At 70.7% G+C, this 17,225-nt stretch carries 18 protein-coding genes and 1 tRNA gene; 17 read left to right on the top strand and 2 right to left on the bottom strand.

Going from position 1 to position 17,225, the window contains the following annotated elements; genetic code table 11:
• Nucleotides 1-26 precede the first annotated feature (26 nt).
• From ilvC to serA, 5 genes are all read left to right on the top strand, one after another.
• Nucleotides 27-1,052 (top strand): ketol-acid reductoisomerase, encoded by a 1,026-nt coding sequence (gene ilvC, locus PUW82_RS10145; RefSeq protein ID WP_274222172.1) that lies wholly within the window; start codon nt 27-29, stop codon nt 1,050-1,052.
• A 141-nt stretch (nt 1,053-1,193) separates the two neighbouring features.
• The gene (locus tag PUW82_RS10140; RefSeq protein WP_274222171.1) at nt 1,194-1,955 is read left to right on the top strand and encodes a hypothetical protein; all 762 of its coding nucleotides are present in this window, start codon (nt 1,194-1,196) and stop codon (nt 1,953-1,955) included.
• Nucleotides 1,956-2,004: 49 nt separating this feature from the next.
• Complete coding sequence (locus PUW82_RS10135; RefSeq protein ID WP_274222170.1) at nt 2,005-2,499, top strand: DNA polymerase III subunit gamma/tau; 495 nt, start codon at nt 2,005-2,007, stop codon at nt 2,497-2,499.
• Nucleotides 2,499-2,849: a hypothetical protein gene (locus PUW82_RS10130; protein ID WP_274222169.1), complete on the top strand. Its 351-nt coding sequence runs from the start codon at nt 2,499-2,501 to the stop codon at nt 2,847-2,849. Before PUW82_RS10135 ends, PUW82_RS10130 begins: the two co-directional genes overlap by 1 nt.
• 138 nt (nt 2,850-2,987) lie before the next feature.
• On the top strand, nt 2,988-4,592 hold the full coding sequence (gene serA, locus PUW82_RS10125) for a phosphoglycerate dehydrogenase (RefSeq protein ID WP_274222168.1): 1,605 nt from the start codon (nt 2,988-2,990) through the stop codon (nt 4,590-4,592).
• 88 nt (nt 4,593-4,680) lie between these two features.
• Here the strand turns inward: serA and PUW82_RS10120 are convergent, their stop codons facing one another.
• Nucleotides 4,681-5,226 (bottom strand): TetR/AcrR family transcriptional regulator, encoded by a 546-nt coding sequence (locus PUW82_RS10120; protein ID WP_274222167.1) that lies wholly within the window; start codon nt 5,224-5,226, stop codon nt 4,681-4,683.
• A gap of 62 nt (nt 5,227-5,288) precedes the next feature.
• On the opposite strand from PUW82_RS10120, the gene PUW82_RS10115 reads away from it, so the two are divergent.
• From PUW82_RS10115 to PUW82_RS10090, 6 genes are all read left to right on the top strand, one after another.
• Nucleotides 5,289-6,836 (top strand): MFS transporter, encoded by a 1,548-nt coding sequence (locus PUW82_RS10115; protein WP_274222166.1) that lies wholly within the window; start codon nt 5,289-5,291, stop codon nt 6,834-6,836.
• A 38-nt stretch (nt 6,837-6,874) separates the two neighbouring features.
• Nucleotides 6,875-7,927 carry a 3-isopropylmalate dehydrogenase gene (locus PUW82_RS10110; RefSeq protein ID WP_274222165.1) on the top strand — a complete coding sequence of 351 codons (1,053 nt, stop codon included), beginning with the start codon at nt 6,875-6,877 and terminating at the stop codon, nt 7,925-7,927.
• Nucleotides 7,928-7,967: 40 nt separating this feature from the next.
• On the top strand, nt 7,968-9,074 hold the full coding sequence (locus PUW82_RS10105; RefSeq protein ID WP_274222164.1) for a branched-chain amino acid aminotransferase: 1,107 nt from the start codon (nt 7,968-7,970) through the stop codon (nt 9,072-9,074).
• Between the two features lie 2 nt (nt 9,075-9,076).
• Nucleotides 9,077-9,841 carry a fumarylacetoacetate hydrolase family protein gene (locus PUW82_RS10100; protein ID WP_274222163.1) on the top strand — a complete coding sequence of 255 codons (765 nt, stop codon included), beginning with the start codon at nt 9,077-9,079 and terminating at the stop codon, nt 9,839-9,841.
• Entirely contained in the window at nt 9,834-11,108 is a 1,275-nt protein-coding gene (locus tag PUW82_RS10095; RefSeq protein ID WP_274222162.1) for an MFS transporter, read from the top strand. The genes PUW82_RS10100 and PUW82_RS10095 overlap by 8 nt, the downstream gene beginning before the upstream one ends.
• Nucleotides 11,109-11,169: 61 nt before the next feature.
• Nucleotides 11,170-11,346: a hypothetical protein gene (locus PUW82_RS10090; RefSeq protein ID WP_274222161.1), complete on the top strand. Its 177-nt coding sequence runs from the start codon at nt 11,170-11,172 to the stop codon at nt 11,344-11,346.
• 39 nt (nt 11,347-11,385) lie between these two features.
• Here the strand turns inward: PUW82_RS10090 and PUW82_RS10085 are convergent, their stop codons facing one another.
• Nucleotides 11,386-12,435 (bottom strand): aminotransferase class V-fold PLP-dependent enzyme, encoded by a 1,050-nt coding sequence (locus PUW82_RS10085; protein WP_274222160.1) that lies wholly within the window; start codon nt 12,433-12,435, stop codon nt 11,386-11,388.
• Nucleotides 12,436-12,515: 80 nt separating this feature from the next.
• Here PUW82_RS10085 and PUW82_RS10080 point away from each other — a divergent pair, with 80 nt between their 5' ends.
• The 6 genes from PUW82_RS10080 (at nt 12,516) to PUW82_RS10055 (ending at nt 17,146) form a co-directional block, all read left to right on the top strand.
• The gene (locus PUW82_RS10080) at nt 12,516-13,472 is read left to right on the top strand and encodes a LysR family transcriptional regulator (RefSeq protein WP_274222159.1); all 957 of its coding nucleotides are present in this window, start codon (nt 12,516-12,518) and stop codon (nt 13,470-13,472) included.
• Between the two features lie 10 nt (nt 13,473-13,482).
• Nucleotides 13,483-14,997 (top strand): glutamate--tRNA ligase, encoded by a 1,515-nt coding sequence (gene gltX, locus PUW82_RS10075; RefSeq protein ID WP_274222158.1) that lies wholly within the window; start codon nt 13,483-13,485, stop codon nt 14,995-14,997.
• 82 nt (nt 14,998-15,079) lie between these two features.
• A tRNA-Gln gene (locus tag PUW82_RS10070) sits at nt 15,080-15,151 on the top strand.
• A 93-nt stretch (nt 15,152-15,244) separates the two neighbouring features.
• On the top strand, nt 15,245-15,496 hold the full coding sequence (locus PUW82_RS10065; protein WP_274222157.1) for a hypothetical protein: 252 nt from the start codon (nt 15,245-15,247) through the stop codon (nt 15,494-15,496).
• Nucleotides 15,497-15,519: 23 nt separating this feature from the next.
• Nucleotides 15,520-16,068 carry a TetR/AcrR family transcriptional regulator gene (locus tag PUW82_RS10060; protein WP_274222156.1) on the top strand — a complete coding sequence of 183 codons (549 nt, stop codon included), beginning with the start codon at nt 15,520-15,522 and terminating at the stop codon, nt 16,066-16,068.
• 25 nt (nt 16,069-16,093) lie between these two features.
• The gene (locus PUW82_RS10055) at nt 16,094-17,146 is read left to right on the top strand and encodes a 2,3-butanediol dehydrogenase (RefSeq protein WP_274222155.1); all 1,053 of its coding nucleotides are present in this window, start codon (nt 16,094-16,096) and stop codon (nt 17,144-17,146) included.
• Nucleotides 17,147-17,225 lie beyond the last annotated feature (79 nt).

Below are 17,225 nucleotides of genomic sequence, written 5' to 3'. Positions count from 1 at the left end.
CACGAATCAAGGAGAAACACACGAACATGGCTGAGATCTTCTACGACGCCGACGCCGACCTGTCCATCATCCAGGGCAAGAAGGTCGCGATCGTCGGCTACGGCTCGCAGGGACACGCGCACGCTCTCAACCTCCGTGACTCGGGCGTCGAGGTCGTCATCGCCCTCAAGGACGGCTCGTCGTCGGCCGCCAAGGCACAGGACGAGGGCTTCGAGGTCAAGAGCGTCGCGGATGCCGCCGAGTGGGCCGACCTGATCATGATCCTCGCTCCCGACCAGCACCAGCGTGCGATCTTCGCGGACTCGATCAAGGACAAGCTCACCGCGGGCAAGACCCTCGCCTTCGCGCACGGCTTCAACATCCGCTTCGGCTACATCGACGCGCCCGAGGGCGTGGACGTCATCCTCATCGCGCCGAAGGCTCCCGGGCACACGGTGCGTCGCGAGTTCGTCGCGGGCCGCGGCATCCCCGACATCATCGCCGTCGAGCGCGACGCCTCCGGCTCGGCCTGGGCGACGGCGCTGTCGTACGCGAAGGCGATCGGCGGCACCCGCGCCGGCGTCATCAAGACGACCTTCACCGAGGAGACCGAGACCGACCTGTTCGGTGAGCAGGCGGTGCTCTGCGGCGGCGTCTCGCAGCTCGTGCAGTACGGCTTCGAGACCCTCACCGAGGCCGGCTACCAGCCGCAGATCGCGTACTTCGAGGTGCTCCACGAGCTCAAGCTCATCGTCGACCTCATGTGGGAGGGCGGCATCGCGAAGCAGCGTTGGTCGGTCTCCGACACGGCCGAGTACGGCGACTACGTCTCGGGCCCGCGCGTCATCGACCCGCACGTCAAGGAGAACATGAAGGCCGTTCTCGCCGACATCCAGAACGGTGCGTTCGCGCAGCGCTTCATCGGCGACCAGGACAACGGCGCGGCCGAGTTCCGCGAGCTGCGCGAGAAGGCGGCGGCGCACCCGATCGAGTCCGTCGGCAAGGAGCTGCGCTCGCTCTTCGCCTGGAAGCAGCAGGACGCCGACTACACCGAGGGCAGCGCAGCGCGCTGATCCCGACGCGCGCCTCATCGAGGTGCGCTCCGATCCTCGGCGACACCCCGCCGAGCCCGGCCTCGGCCACGGAAGCCCGGTCCCCATCAGGGGCCGGGCTTTCGGCTTGCCCTCGTGCGTGCAGGTTTTACGATGGGACGTATGCCCTCCCCGACGAAGCAGTCCGCTCGCGTGCGCCTGCGCGCCGCCGGGCTGACGGCCGCGGTGCTCGCGGGAGGCGGGGTCGCGGCGTTGCCCGGCGCGGTGGCCTGGGGCCACACCGGGCCCGAGACGACGCTGTCCGCTCCGGACCCCGACCCCACCGCGCCGCAGCCGGCGCCCGCTCTGCCTGCCGATCCCGCCGACGACGAGCCGCAGCCGGGGGAGTCGCCCGACCCGGTCCCGACAGAGCCTGTCACGCCCGCTCCGGTGCCGACGACGGTCCCTCCCGTGACCCCCGAGCCCGCACCCGAACCGGTGCCGACGGTGGGCGTGCCGCCCGCGCCGCCCGTCCCGGTCCCCGACGTCCCGGTGAACGAGACCATCCCGGTGCCGGACATCGAGCTGCCGCGGGTCGAGGCCGGCACGCAGGTCGCGGCGGGTGCCGCGGCCCGGGTCGGAGCCCTGCTGCGCCTCGGCCGCGCGGCCGTCGCACCCGCTCCCGCGCCCCAGCCGACCGAGACGGTGCACGTCGACGGCGGGCCGGACGTCGGGGGATCGGCCGAGCTCAATGCCGCCATCGCGCCCGACGGGGCGACGGGAAGCACGGATGCCGTACAGGTCGGCGCGCTGAGCAACGGGGCAGGCAGTTCGCTGACGCGTCCGATCGTGTGGGCGCCCTGGGCGGGAGCACTCGGCATCGCGACCACCGCGGTCGTCGCCGTCGGCGCGGGCCTGCGCTTCGGTCACCGCATCGGTCGGTGACGAGCGCGGTGCCCGGCCCGTGGGCGCAACGCCGCGCTACCCTGAACGAGTGACCACCCGCGACGACGACGCTTTGAGCTGGGCCGGAGACGACGACCCGACACTCGTGTCAGCGCCCCCGGCGGACGAGCCCGCCGCGCCGCGCCGATCGAACACCGACGTGTCGGCGATCACGACGACGCCGGCCGCGGCGTCGGTACCGTCCGGGAACGCCTCCGAGCCCGACGACACCCACGGCGACCGCGCGGCCGGGATGAGCAGTGCTGCGCTGGTCTCGCTCGGCGTCCTCGGCGGCATCTATCTGCTGTACACGATCGGCTGGATCGTGGGCGGGCTGCGGATGAACGGTGTCGTGGGGTTCCTCGTCGCACCGTCCTCGTTCGTGCCGGCTGCCATCGTGGCCGTCTTGGCACCCGCGATCTGGTTCGGAGTCGCCTTCCTGCTGACGCGCGAGCGCCCGTCCTGGCAGCGTTTCGCCTGGCTTGCCGCGGGCGTGGTGCTCCTCGTGCCGTGGCCCTTCGTGATGATCGGAACGGGGCTGTGATGACGACGGGATCCGTGCCGGCGACCCGGCACCGCACCCCGACGTGGCTCGTCGCCACCGTCGCGGGCGCCTTCGGCCTCTTCTACGCCTACGCCGTCTGGGTGGCGGTCGGGCACCTCGTGACTCAGGCGACCGGTGTGCAGGGACTCAACGGTGCGGGGTGGGCCGTCCTGGGGTCGGCGATCGTCTTCCCGATCCTCGTCTTCGCGGCGGCGTTCGCGCTCGGGTACCGGCGCCGGGCCGGCGCGTTCGCGCTGCTCCTGCTCGCGGGGCTCGGGCTCGTCGCGGTGTTCTGGCTCAACATCCTGTCGTACTCGATCACCGCGGGCGGCTCCCTGCTGGGTGGATGACGCGAGCCGACGAGCCCGGCGTCACATGGTCGGTGGGCCCGAACGGGCCGCGCTAGGCTGAAACGACCCGCCGCACCGCCGTCGGCCGTCGCGGCGACCACCCATTCCGCGCTCTGCGCTCGCTCCAGAGGATCGCCCGTGCCCCAGCCCGTCGTGCTCATCGCCGAAGAACTTTCGCCCGCCACGATCGATGCCCTCGGTCCTGATTTCGAGATCCGCTCGGTGGACGGCGCCGACCGCGCCGCCCTGCTGCCGGCCCTCGCCGACGCCCACGCGGTGCTCATCCGTTCGGCGACGAAGATGGATGCCGAGGCGATCGCCGCCGCGCCGTCGCTCAAGGTCATCGCGCGTGCCGGCGTCGGACTCGACAACGTCGACATCAAGGCGGCGACCGCCGCCGGCGTCATGGTGGTCAACGCCCCGACCTCCAACATCATCTCGGCTGCGGAGTTGACCGTCGGTCACATCCTCAGCCTCGCCCGCCACATCCCCGCCGCTCACGCGTCGCTGGCGACGGGGGCGTGGAAGCGGTCGTCCTTCACCGGCACCGAGCTGTTCGAGAAGACCGTGGGCATCATCGGTCTCGGCCGCATCGGTGCGCTCATCGCTGCCCGCCTGCAGGCGTTCGGTGTGACCGTCGTCGCGTACGACCCGTACGTCACCCCGACGCGCGCCCAGCAGCTCGGTGTGCAGCTGCTGAGCCTGGACGAGCTGCTCGCGCAGAGCGACTTCGTCACGATCCACATGCCCCGCACGCCCGAGACGACGGGCATGATCGGCACCGCGCAGTTCGCGCTCATGAAGAAGAGCGCGTACGTCGTCAACGTCGCCCGTGGCGGGCTCATTGACGAAGAGGCGCTGTACGTCGCCCTTACGACCGGTGAGATCGCCGGCGCCGGACTCGACGTGTTCACGACCGAGCCGCCGAAGGAGGACGGCACGGCGTACCCGCTGCTGTCGCTCCCCAACGTCGTCGTCACGCCCCACCTCGGCGCGTCGACCGACGAGGCGCAGGAGAAGGCGGGCGTCTCGGTCGCGAAGTCGGTCAAGCTTGCGCTCGAAGGAGACCTCGTCCCCGACGCCGTCAACGTGGCCGGGGGCGTCATCGACCCGTTCGTGCGTCCCGGCATCGCGCTCGTCGAGCAGCTCGGCCAGATCTTCACGGGGCTCGCGCCCAGCGCCCTGACGAGCCTCGACATCGAGGTGCGCGGCGAGCTGGCCGACTACGACGTGAGCGTCTACCGTCTCGCGGCGCTGAAGGGCATCTTCACCAACATCGTCAGCGAGAACGTCTCGTACGTGAACGCGCCGCTGTTCGCCGAGCAGCGGGGGATCGAGACCCGTCTCATCGTCGAGTCCGACAGCCCGCTGTACCGCAACATCACGATCCTCCGCGGCACGCTGGCCGACGGCACGGTGCTCACGGTCGAGGGCACGCTCGCCGGCACCCGCATGGTGCCGAAGGTCGTGGGCATCAACGGGTACGAGGTCGAGGTGCCCATCGAGCGTCACCACGTCGTCATGCGGTACGCCGACCGTCCGGGTATCGTCGCGATCTACGGTCAGAAGCTCGGCGAGGCGGGGATCAACATCGCCGGTCTGCAGGTCGCGCGCCCCGATTCGTCGGGCCGTGCGCTGTCGGTGCTCACCGTCGACTCGCCGGTGCCCGATCACCTGCTCGACGAGATGCGCGAAGCCGTCGCGGCGGATCTGTTCCGCCAGATCGAGCTCACCGAGGTCTGACCGGCAGCACGTCGATCGACGGCGGCGGTACGGGGCGACCCGGCCGCCGCCGTCGTCGTCGGCGCCCGTCCCGCGCCCGGCGGTGCGGTCAGCGCGATGCCGCGCCGAGGACGAGTCGGACGAGGGCTTCGAAGTCCTCGCCTTGGGGGAGCGGTCCGACGACTGCGCCGGCGCCGAGCGCGTTGTTGAAGTAGAGGCCGTCGCCGACGAGCAGCACGAGCTGCAGCGCGGTCTCGTCGCGGGTGTGCGGACGCAACGCCTCCTCCCACAGGGTGCGGACGTCGCGCAGTGCTGCGCTCGCGCCGGCGTGGCCGCTCTGGGCCAGTCGTGACCCGGCGAGAAGGGCACGGTCGAGCGGGCTGTCGTCCATCACCGAGGTCCGCAGGTACGTGGCGACGATGCCGTCGGGGTGGCCGGCCATCTCATCGACGTCGAGCCGGGCGAGCTCCAGCATGCGGTCCAGCAGCGCCGTCTCGAGTGCCTCCTTCGAGGCGTAGTGGTAGAGCAGGCCGCCTTTCGAGACGCCGGCCGCCGCCGCGACGGCATCCATCGTCGCTCCGCGGGCGCCGTCGCTGATCAGCAGTTGCTCGTAAGCGTCGAGGACGCTCCCGCGTGCTCGAGGGGGACGACTCATGCCTTCCATCCTCTCCCGTCAGGCTCCACGGAGTGTTACTATACCGGCTGGACGGTGAATAAATGACGTTGACTGAAGAGATCGCAATCGCTGACGGACAGGGCCGACGGGCCGACTGGCGCGGGTGGGCAGCGCTCGGTGTGCTGATGCTGCCGGTGCTGCTGGTGTCGGTGGACAACACGGTGCTGAGCTTCGCTCTGCCCGAGATCGCCCGGGCCCTCAGCCCCTCGAGCGCGCAGCAGCTCTGGATCATCGACGTCTATCCGCTCGTGCTCGCGGGTCTGCTCGTGACGATGGGCTCGCTCGGCGACCGGTTCGGTCGCCGCCGGCTGCTGCTCATCGGCGCGACCGGGTTCGCGACGGTCTCCGCGCTCGCGGCGTTCGCGCCGAGCGCGGAGTGGCTCATCGCCGCCCGTGCCTCGATGGGCGTCTTCGGCGCGATGCTGATGCCCTCGACCCTGTCGCTGCTGCGCAGCATCTTCACCGACCGTGATCAGCGGCGCCTCGCAATCGCGGTGTGGGCGTCGATGTTCTCCGCGGGCGCCGCCCTCGGACCGATCGTCGGCGGACTGCTGCTCGAGCACTTCTCGTGGGGGTCGGTGTTCCTGATGGCGGTGCCGGTCCTGGTCCCGCTCCTCCTCCTCGCTCCCTTCCTCGTGCCCGAGAGCCGTGACCCGCACCCGGGACGCATCGACCCGATCAGCATCGCGCTGTCGATGCTGACGATGGTGCCCATCGTCTACGCGATAAAGGAGTTCGCGGTGAAGGGCTGGGGCGTCCTGCCTCCCGTGCTCGTGGCGATCGGCGTCGTGTTCGGGTGGCTGTTCGTGCGCCGGCAGCTGCGCCTGAGCTCGCCGATGCTCGACATGCGGCTGTTCACGCGCGGGACGTTCAGCGGCGCGCTGCTGGTCAACCTGCTCAGCGTCGTCGCCCTCGTCGGGTTCCTCTACTTCGTGACGCAGCACCTGCAGCTGATCGTCGGCCTCTCGCCCCTCCAGGCCGGCCTGGCGCTGGTTCCGGGACTCGCGATGATGATCATCTCGGGCCTCGGCGTGGTGCCCATCTCGAGGCGGGTCTCGCCTCGCATCGTCATCCCGGCGGCGCTCGTCCTGTCGACGGCGGGCTACATCGTGATCGCCACCGCGACCGACCCCGACAGCATGATCGAGCTGGTGCTCGCCTTCGCGCTGCTGGGCATGGGCATCGGCGCCGCCGAGACGGTGTCGAACGAGCTCGTGCTCGCGAGCGCGCCTCCGGCCAAGGCGGGAGCCGCCAGCGCTGTGTCCGAGACGGCGTACGAGCTCGGCGCCGTGCTCGGGACCGCCGTGCTCGGCGGCATCCTGACCGCCATGTACCGCTTCGGAATGGTCGTACCGGCCGGCGTGCCCGCCGAGGCCGCCGATGCCGCGCGTGAGACGCTCGCCGGTGCGGTCAACGTCGCCCAGGATCTGCCCGCGCCCCTCGGAGCGGAACTGCTGGATGCCGCCGCGCACGCTTTCGACGCGGGCGTCGCTGTCACCGCGACCATCGGTGCCGTGCTGGTCGTTCTCGCAGGCGTCATCGCGGCCACTACGCTGAAAGGATCCCACTCGCGGCGCGCCGATCATTGATCGAGGGACGCGCCGCTCCGCCGAGAACGAGGAGAGCGATGTCACGCGTCGTGAAGCTTGCCGTCATCCCGGGCGATGGAATCGGACCCGAGGTCGTCGCCGAGGCCGAGAAGGTCCTCGACGCCGTGGTCGCCGGGTCGGACGTCACGTTCGACAAGACGCGTTTCTCCCTCGGGGCGGGACGGTTCCTCGAGACCGGCGACACCCTCACCGACGACGACCTCGGCGCGATCGCCGCCCAGGACGCGATCCTGCTGGGCGCGGTCGGCGGCGTGCCGGGCGACCCCCGGCTGCGCGATGCCAACATCGAGCGCGGACTGCTGCTGAAGCTGCGCTTCGAGCTCGATCACTATGTCAACCTGCGCCCGTCGAAGCTCTACCCGGGCGTCCCCGGGCCGCTCGCCGACCCGGGCGATATCGACTTCGTCGTCGTCCGCGAGGGTACCGAGGGCCCTTACGTCGGCAACGGCGGTTCGATCCGGCGGGGGACGCCGCAGGAGGTGGCGAACGAGACGTCGGTCAACACCGCTTTCGGTGTCGAACGCGTCGTCCGCTACGCCTTCGCGCTGGCCGAGCGCCGGGGGCAGAAGCTCACGCTCGTGCACAAGACGAACGTCCTGGTGCACGCGGGCGGCATCTGGAAGCGCGTCGTCGACGAGGTGGCCGCGGAGCACCCCGATGTCGCCGTAGACTACCTGCACGTCGACGCGGCGACGATCTTCCTGGTCACGAACCCGGGCCGCTTCGATGTGATCGTCACCGACAACCTCTTCGGCGACATCCTGACCGACTTGGCCGGCGCCGTCACCGGAGGCATCGGCCTCGCCGCATCGGGGAACATCAACCCCGACGGCGCGTTCCCGTCGATGTTCGAGCCCGTCCACGGATCGGCGCCCGACATCGCCGGCCAGCAGAAGGCCGACCCGACCGCGGCGATCCTCTCGATCTCGCTGATGCTCGATCACCTCGGGCTGCGCGAGCACGCCGAACGCGTGACCCGAGCCGTGGAAACCGACATCGCCGGCCGCGGCTCGGACGCCCGCACCACCGCACAGATCGGCGACGCGATCGTGGCACGCCTGCAGGCGTAGCCTGGACATCGCCTCGCCTCACACCCCGCTTGGACGACAGATGACTCTCCTGGAAAACGACCCCGACGCCGGACTCGAGCCGCTCGACTTCGCCGTGACCCGCAACCTCGCCGCGGCGTCGCCCGCCCGCCGCGAGGAGATCCTCGCCAACCCGGGCTTCGGCACGCACTTCACCGACCACATGGTCGACGTCTGCTGGTCCGTCCGCGGCGGGTGGCACCGTCCGCGCGTCCAGCCCTACGGCCCGATCTCGCTCGACCCGGCGGCTGCCGTGCTGCACTACGGGCAGGAGATCTTCGAGGGCATCAAGGCCTACCGTCACGCCGACGGATCCGTGCACACGTTCCGCCCAGACCAGAACGGGCGCCGGCTGCAGCGCTCGGCTCGCCGCCTCGCGCTGCCCGAGCTTCCCGTCGAGTGGTTCGTCCAGTCGCTGCGCGAGCTGATCGCCGTCGACGGCGACTGGGTGCCCTCGGGCGCCGACCAGTCGCTCTATCTGCGGCCCTTCATGTTCGCGAAGGAGGCGTTCCTCGGTGTCCGGCCCGCGAACAAGGTCGCGTACTACCTGATCGCGAGCCCCGCCGGCGCCTACTTCACCGGCGGAGTGAAGCCCGTCTCCATCTGGCTGAGCGAGGACTACGCGCGTGCCGGCAAGGGCGGCACGGGCGCGGCCAAGACCGGCGGCAACTACGCGTCGAGCCTGCTGCCCCAGGCCGAGGCGTATGAGAACGAGTGCGACCAGGTCGTCTTCCTCGACCAGGACCGCAACGTCGAGGAGCTCGGCGGCATGAACGTGGTGTTCGTCTACAAGGACGGCACGATCGTCACGCCGCAGTCCGAGTCGATCCTCGAGGGCATCACGCGCGACTCCATCCTCCAGCTCGCGCGCGACCGCGGACACAAGGTCGAGGGTCGGGCCGTCTCGCTCGACGAGTGGCGCCAGGGGGTGGCATCCGGCGACATCGTCGAGGTGTTCGCCTGCGGCACCGCCGCGGTCGTGACGCCGATCGGTGTGCTCAAGGGTCGTGACTTCTTCGACGAGCAGCCCGTGGGCGAGCTCGCCCTGTCGCTTCGCGAAGAGCTGACCGACATCCAGTACGGTCGCCGTGAAGACAAGCACGGCTGGCTCGTGCGGTTGGACGGCTGACCGTGAAGATCGTCCGCTTCTCGCACAACGAGAGCATCCGTTACGGCATCCTCGACGGCACCGAGCTCGTCACGCTCGCCGGTGATCCGATGTACGCCGGCTACGACACCACGGGCGAGCGCGTGGCGCTCGGCGACGCGGTGCTGCTGGCTCCGGTCATCCCGCGGTCGAAGATCATCGCCGTCGGACGCAACTACCGCGACCACGCCGCGGAGTTCGGCAACGAGGTGCCCGCCGAGCCGCTGCTGTTCTTCAAGCCGAACACCTCGGTGATCGGCCCTGGCGACGCGATCGTCCGCCCGCCCCAGTCGCAGCAGGTCGACTTCGAGGGGGAGCTGGCCGTCGTCATCGGCACGGTCACCCGCAACGTCTCGGCGGACGACGCGCTCGAGCACGTGTTCGGCTACGCGATCGCCAACGACGTCACCGCGCGCGACCTGCAGCGCAGCGACGGGCAGTGGGCCCGCGCGAAGGGCTTCGACACGTTCTGCCCGCTCGGGCCCGCGATCGAGACGGAGTTCGATCCGGCCCAGGCCCAGCTCGTGGCCCGTGTCAACGGCGAAGAGAAGCAGCGCGCGCCGCTCACCGACATGGTGCACGGCATCGCCGACCTCATCGCGTACGCCTCGGCGGCGTTCACTCTGCTGCCCGGCGACGTCATCCTCACCGGAACCCCGGCGGGTGTCGGTCCGCTCGTCGCGGGCGATGTCGTGGAGGTCGAGATCGACGGTCTCGGCATCCTCCGCAACATCGTCCGGGATGCCTGAGCGCTCACCCGTCCCGCTGACGGATGCCTCGCGAGAGGCTGTTCGGCGCCGCGCGCTCCTGGTGCTGTCGCTCGGCCAGGTGCTGGGTGGCATCGGCTTCGGCTCGACGATCTCGCTCGGCGCCGTCATCACCGAGCGCATCACCGGCGATGAGACGTGGGCGGGTCTGCCCACGGCGGCCGTGACGCTCGGGGCGGCGCTGCTCGCGGTACCGCTCGCGTCGTTCGCCTCGCGGGCGGGCCGTCGCCCGGCGCTGACGCTCGGGATGACACTCGCGCTGGCCGGGGTGGTCCTCGTAGTCGTCGGAACGGGGCTCGGCGTCTTCCCGATCCTGCTGGTCGCCTTCGCGCTGATCGGTGCGGGCCAGGCGGCCAATCTGCAGTCCCGCTTCGCGGCGACCGATCTCGCGACCGATCGCACGCGCGGTCGCGACCTGTCGATCGTCGTCTGGGCGACGACGTTCGGCGCTGTCCTCGGTCCGAATCTCGTGGGTCCGGGTGAGCGGCTCGGCGACGTCCTCGGGATGCCGGCGCTGACCGGCCCGTACGTGTTCACCGCCGCGGCGCAGGTGCTGGCGATCGGGCTGTACCTGATCGCGCTGCGCCCCGACCCGCTGCTGGTGGCGCGTGCCGCGGTCGCGAGCCACGATCGCGGCGCGGCTGCCGCGGGCACGCCGGAGGACCGTCCGCGGATGGCGCGCTATGCCGTGGTCTCGATCGCGGGGTCGCACGGTGTCATGGTCTCGGTCATGGCGATGACGCCGCTGCACCTCGTCCATCACGGGGCTGACCTGTCGGTGGTCGGACTCACGATCAGCCTGCACATCGCCGGCATGTACGCCCTCTCGCCGGTCTTCGGGCTCGTGGCCGACCGCATCGGCCGGGTGGCGACGATCCTCCTCGGGCAGGTTCTGCTGGCGGCGGCGCTCGTCGTGGCGGCGTGGGGAGCCGATGCGGCGTCCGCGGTGACGGTCTCGCTGATCCTGCTGGGACTGGGCTGGAGCGCTGCCACCGTCGCGGGCTCGGCGCTGCTGACCGAAGCGTCGTCACCACGGCGCCGGACGATCCGGCAGGGACGCAGCGACGCCGTCATGAACGTCGTCGGGGCGGCGGGCGCGGCTGCGGCCGGGGGCGTGCTGGGAATGATCGGCTACGGGGGCCTCGCGGTGTGTGCGATGGCGGTCGTCGCCGCGATCGCGGTCGGAGCACTCTTCGCGCGGCGGTCGCCGAGCGCACACGCCCTCCCGACGGAGCGGGCGAGCACCTAGCCGCTCCCCGCGTGCGGGGCAAGCATTTGGATCCGGGCGAGAAGCCTGTCACGGTGGTCTCATGAGTCCCCGATCACAGCTGATCATCGCCCTCGTCTCGAGCGCGATCCTCTTCGTCTCGATCGCGCTGATGTTCGTGCTGGTGATCATCAGCTTCGTCACGGACGGCATCGACTTCGGCGGCGAGCCCCACATCGCCGACGCCCTCGCCTCGACCGGATGGTCGCTCACCGCCTGACGCGCACCGCCTGACGCGCACCGCGGAGACGCGACGCGCTCAGCCGAGCAGAGCGCGCGCGGCGAGCTCGACGTCGTCCTCGTCGTTGAAGACGTGGAACGCGACCCGAGCGTTGCCTCGCCGGCCCGAGGCGATGATGCCGCCCGCCGTCAACCGTGCCAGGTCGACGCCGTCGGCGTCGGGCCAGGTGACGATGGGCGTGGAGATCAGCGGCTCCGGAAGACCGAGCCGCGTGCGGAACGCCGTGGCGAGTTCCGTCACCCGCGCGTGGAGTGCGCGCGCGTCGGCATCCGCGAACATCGCCAGCGCCGGCTCCGCGCCCACCATCGCCTGCCAGACGGGCGAGACGTCGAACCGGCGTGCCGAGCGCGCGAGCGAGGCATCGGTTCCGTAGCAGGAGGCCCAGGGGTTCTCACCGGCGTACCAGCCGGCGTGGACGGGACGGAGCGTCGCGGCGAAGTCGTCGCTCAGCGTCAGGAATGCGATACCGCGCGGCGTGCAGAGCCACTTGTACGTGTGGCAGACCAGGGCGTCGAACGCGTCGGCCTCGACGGGCAGCCAGCCGACCGCCTGGGTCGCATCGCACAGGGTGCGCACGCCGTGACGCCGTGCTGCCGCGCCGATGGCGCGGGCATCGGCGACCTCGCCCGTCGCGGACTGCACGATCGAGAACGCGACCAGGTCGACGCCCGGTCCGATCGCGTCGGCGAGGTCGGCCAGGGAAACGCTGCGAACGTGGATGCCGCGGCCGGCGTGGACGAAGGGCAGCACGAGCGACGAGAACTCACCGTCCGGGCACAGCACGGTCGCGCCGTCGGGCAACGAGGCCGCGATCATCCCGACCATGACCGAGGTCTGGGAGCCCAGCGCGACACGGTCGACGGTGGTCGAGACGAGCCGCGCGATGTGTGCGCGGCACCGCTCCACGACGGCCGCGTAGTGCACGAGGTCGGGGCGGGCGTCGAGGTCGGCCACGACGGCTGCGCGGGTCTCGCGCGTCGGCAGACCCGTGCTGCATGCCGCGAGGTACCCGGTCGCGTCCGAGAAGGCGCCGTGGAGGTCGTCGGGCGAGAGGGTCGTCGTTCGCATGCATCCAGAGTCGTCGCTCGCGACCTATTGCTCTACGGCAGGACTTGCATGGAAAGCATCATCTGAAGTTATCTGTCGGTATGGGGGCACCGGACTACCGACTCGACATCGCCGAGCTGCGCATCGTGCGTGCCATCGCGGACGGCGGCTCGATCACGGCGGCTGCGGCGGCGCTCGGCTACAGCCAGCCCGCCGTGAGTCAGCAGGTCAAACGTCTCGAGCAGCGGTTGGGGGTTCCCGTCGTCGAACGCGTCGGACGGCGGATGCGGTTGACCGAGGCCGGTCGCGTCATCGCCCGGCACGCCGCCGCCGTCGCGACCGTCATCGAGGCGGCATCCGGAGAGCTGGCGGAGCTGGCCGGGCTGCGCTCGGGCACCGTGCGCATGGTCGGATTCCCCTCGGCATCGCCCACGGTGCTGCCGCGTCTGATGGACCGGCTCGCCCACGCCGAGCCCGGGCTGACTCTGACGTACGTCGAGGCTGAGCCGCCGGAGGCGATCGCCGATGTCCGCGCCGATCGCGCGGACATCGCCCTCACCTTCGGCTATCCGGGCGATCGCAGCGACCCCCACGGGGAGAACGCGCGAGGCCTCGACACCGAGGTGATCGGGTACGACGACCTGCTCGCGGTGCTGCCCGCGGGCCACGCCGCCGCCCGTCAGAGCGGTCCGATCGAGATCGCTCCGCTCGCGCACGAGGACTGGATCGCCGGATGTCCGCGCTGCCGTGGGCACCTGCTCGAGGTGTGCGGCCGCGCCGGCTTCGTCCCGGCGATCCGCTTCGAGACCGACAACTTCGTCGCCGTCGAGCAGCTCGTCGCGCAGGGCATCGGCGTCGCGACGCTACCAGGCCTCGCCGTGTCGTCGTTCCCGGTGCTGCCGGGCGTCGTGACACGGCCGCTGCCGGCGAGCGAGCGCCGCGCGATCCACGCGGTCTCGGCTGGGGGAGCGGGGCGCGTTCCCGCGGTGGCATCCGTCCTCGGCCATCTGCGCGCTGTGGTGGGGGAGCTCACCGGGACCGGTGCGCGCGAGAACTAAGCTGGAGGCGATGTCCAGCGCACCCCACCCCGCCACCACGACCGCCACCGGATCCGACATCCGGGTGCGGTTCTGCCCCTCGCCGACCGGTCTGCCGCACGTCGGCCTCATCCGCACAGCCCTGTTCAACTGGGCTTACGCGCGCCACAACGGCGGCAAGATGGTCTTCCGCATCGAAGACACCGACGCCGCGCGCGACAGCGAGGAGAGCTACCAGCAGCTCCTCGAAGCGCTGCGCTGGCTCGAGATCGACTGGGACGAGGGTGTCGAGAAGGGCGGCCCGCACGCGCCGTACCGTCAGTCGCAGCGGCACGAGCTGTACCGCGGCGTCCTCGACAAGCTCATCGCGGCAGGCGTGGTCTACGAGTCGTACTCGACGGCCGAGGAGATCGACGCGCGCAACGAGGCCAACGGGCGAGCCAAGCAGCTCGGCTACGACAACTTCGACCGCGACCTCACGGACGAGCAGAAGGCCGCGTTCCGCGCCGAAGGCCGCGAGCCCGCGTGGCGCTTGCGCGTGCCGGACCACGACTTGACCTATGTCGACCTCATCCGCGGCGAGGTGACCTTCCCCGCCGGGTCGTTCCCCGACTTCGTGATCGTGCGCGCCGGCGGCATCCCGCTGTACACCTTCGTGAACCCCGTCGACGATGCCCTCATGGGCATCACGCACGTGTTGCGCGGCGAGGACCTCATGCCGTCGACAGCACGCCAGCTCGCCCTGTACGCGGCGCTCATCGAGGCCGGCGTCACCGACTTCGTGCCGCGCTTCGGCCACATGCCGCTCGTGCTCGGCGAGACCGGCAACAAGAAGCTCTCCAAGCGCGACCCGAAGGCCGATCTCTTCCTGCAGCGCGAAAAGGGCTTCATCCACGAGGGCCTGCTCAACTACCTCTCGCTGCTCGGCTGGTCCATCGCCGCGGACCGCGACGTCTTCACGCGCGACGAGCTCATCGCCGCGTTCGACATCGCCGACGTGAACCCCAACCCGGCCCGCTTCGACCAGAAGAAGGCCGAGTCGATCAACGGCGACCACGTGCGGATGCTCGCGCCGGCCGACTTCGCCGAGCGCCTCGTGCCCTACCTCGCGGGCGCCGGCCTGATCGAGAACCCGCCGACGGCGGGGGAGCGCGAGATGCTCGAAGCATCGGCACCGCTCGTTCAGGAGCGGATGCAGCTACTCGGCGACGCTCCCGGGCTGCTGGGCTTCCTGTTCCGCGCCGACGTGTCGTATGACGACGACGCGGTGTCGGGCCTTCCGGCGAACGCCGGCGAGGTGCTCGTCGCCTCCGTCGGTGCGCTCGAGCTCGTTCCTGAGCAGGGTTTCACGGCTGCCGCCGTGCAGGATGCGCTCGCACCCGCGCTCATCGAGGGACTCGGGCTCAAGCCGCGCGTCGCCTACGGCCCGCTGCGCGTCGCCCTCAGCGGTCGCCGCGTCTCGCCGCCGCTGTTCGAGTCGATGGAGCTGCTCGGCAAGGCCGAGACCGTCCGCCGGCTCGACGCCCTCGTGCAGCGCATCGGCTGACGCGCCCGGGCGGGGCTCGGTTTGGCCGCATCCTCTCCGTCAGGTAGAGTTGTTCCTCGGTGAGGCTGCGGCTGAACCCCCATGGGGTATGGTGTAATTGGCAACACGGCGGTTTCTGGTACCGTTGTTCTTGGTTCGAGTCCAGGTACCCCAGCTTTGAGAAAGCCCCGCTTCGGCGGGGCTTTTCGCATTGCGCGCGCCCATCGATCGTGGCCGTGAGCACCGCGATCAGGGCGACAATGGGCGCATGGGACTCTTCATGCAGCGACCGGAAGAAGCGAGCGAGTGGGCAGGCCTGCCATCCGAGCCTGTGCGCCGGAAGTCGGACGCCGAACTGCTGCCCGATGAGCCGCCCGCCGCGGCGCCCGCGGGCGATCTGCTCGGCGGGGGCGGCATCGCCTCGATCGCGATTCCGATCACGATCCCGACGGCGCGAGAGGGTCAGGATGTCGATGGCGAGGGGGGCTCGACGTCAGATGGCGAGCCGCCCACTGTCTGACATGTGTCGGATAGGCTGACAGCATGGACCCGCGGTCGATGCGCAGCAGAGAGGCGCTGCGTCGCGCTGCGCTCGATCTCGCCGCCGTCCGCCCGCTCACCGACCTCTCCGTGTCCGAGATCTGCCGCGCGGCCGGGGTGACCCGCGACACGTTCTACCGACACGCGGACGCACCCGTCTCGCTCGTCGCCGACGCGCTGAGCGTCGAACTCGCCGCGGTGCGCACCGCGGTCGCCGACCTCGATTCGCTCTCCACAGCCGAGGTGGTCCTGCTGGAGCATGTCAGACAGCGCGCCGATGTGTATCGCGGCGCGCTGCACCCCACGCTCGCGGCGCCGATCCGCGCCGTGCTCGAACGGGTCGTCGCTGCGGGACTCGAAGAATGGCTCGAGCGGCATCCCGAGATCGAGCCGCCGGCGATCGATGATCTGCCGTCGCGAGAGATCGCTGTGGCGTACGCGGCGGGCGGGACGGTCGCGGCGATCGAGGTCTGGCTGCGCTCCGGCGCGGACGACGTGGCGTGGGCGACGAGGGCGATCCTCGCCGCATCACCGGAATGGTGGCTGCGGTGACGCAGCCGAACGAGAGGAGATCACGATGAAGGCAGCAGTGTTCCACGCGAAAGAAGACCTGCGCGTGGAGAACGTCGACGAACCGACCGTGGGCGCGGGACAGGTGAAGCTGAAGAACGCCTTCGCGGGTATCTGCGGCTCCGACCTGCACGTGTACTACGCTCCGGAAGCCGCGGGCCTCACGCTCGACGAGCCGCACCCCGTGACGGGCGCGCAGCTTCCGCAGATCCTCGGTCACGAGTTCGCGGGAACCGTCGTCGAGATCGGCGAGGGGGTCGAAGGCATCTCGGTCGGCGATCGCGCCGCCGTCTGGCCTGTCTACTACTGCGGCGCATGCCCCGCGTGCGAGAAGGGCATGTTCAACGCCTGCCAGAAGATCGGCTTCCACGGCCTCAGCTCCCACGGCGGCGGCATGGCGGAGTACACGACGGTTCCGGCCTCGATGCTGCACCAGCTTCCCGAGAACGTGGATCTGCGCATGGGCGCACTCGTCGAGCCGATGGCGGTCGCGTGGCACGCGGTCGAGCGCTCGTTCGTGAAGGCGGGGCAGACCGCGATCATCGCAGGTGCCGGTCCGATCGGCATCGGCGTCTGGTTCGCCTTGAAGGCGCAGGGCGTGGACAAGGTCCTCGTCTCGGAGCCGAGCGCCTCGCGGCGAGAGACGATCGCCGCCCTCGGGGCGACCGTCGTCGACCCCGTCTCGGGCGACCTCGCCGCTGCCGTCGCCGAGCTCACCGACGGCCGTGGTGCCGACGTCGCGTTCGACGCCGCCGGAGCCGGACCCGCCATCACGTCGGGCCTCGCCAGCCTCGTCCCCGGCGGGCGCCTCGTCGTCGTGGCGATCCACGAGCGAGCGATGGAGTTCGCGCCGACCCAGCTCGTGATGGCCGAGACCGAGATCGCCGGCGCCCTCGCCTATCTGCCGGCCGACTTCGACGCGGTCATCGACGCGATGTCCCGCGGCGTCTACGACACGACCGGGTGGGTCGAAGAGGTTCCGATCGACGGCGTCGTGGGGGCTATCGAGAAGCTGCGGGGCGGCGCCGGCGCGAAGATCCTGGTGCGCGCAGACGCCTGACGCGTCAGACACACGCAACGCCCGCGAGCCGGTGATCTCGGCTCGCGGGCGTTTCGTGTGTCTGAGCGTCGGCCCAGAC

It is taken from the genome of Microbacterium thalli, from assembly GCF_028737325.1.
Classification (GTDB): domain Bacteria; phylum Actinomycetota; class Actinomycetes; order Actinomycetales; family Microbacteriaceae; genus Microbacterium; species Microbacterium thalli.
Note: the sequence above shows the minus strand (reverse complement) of the source record. Positions and strands in the feature narration are given on the sequence as shown.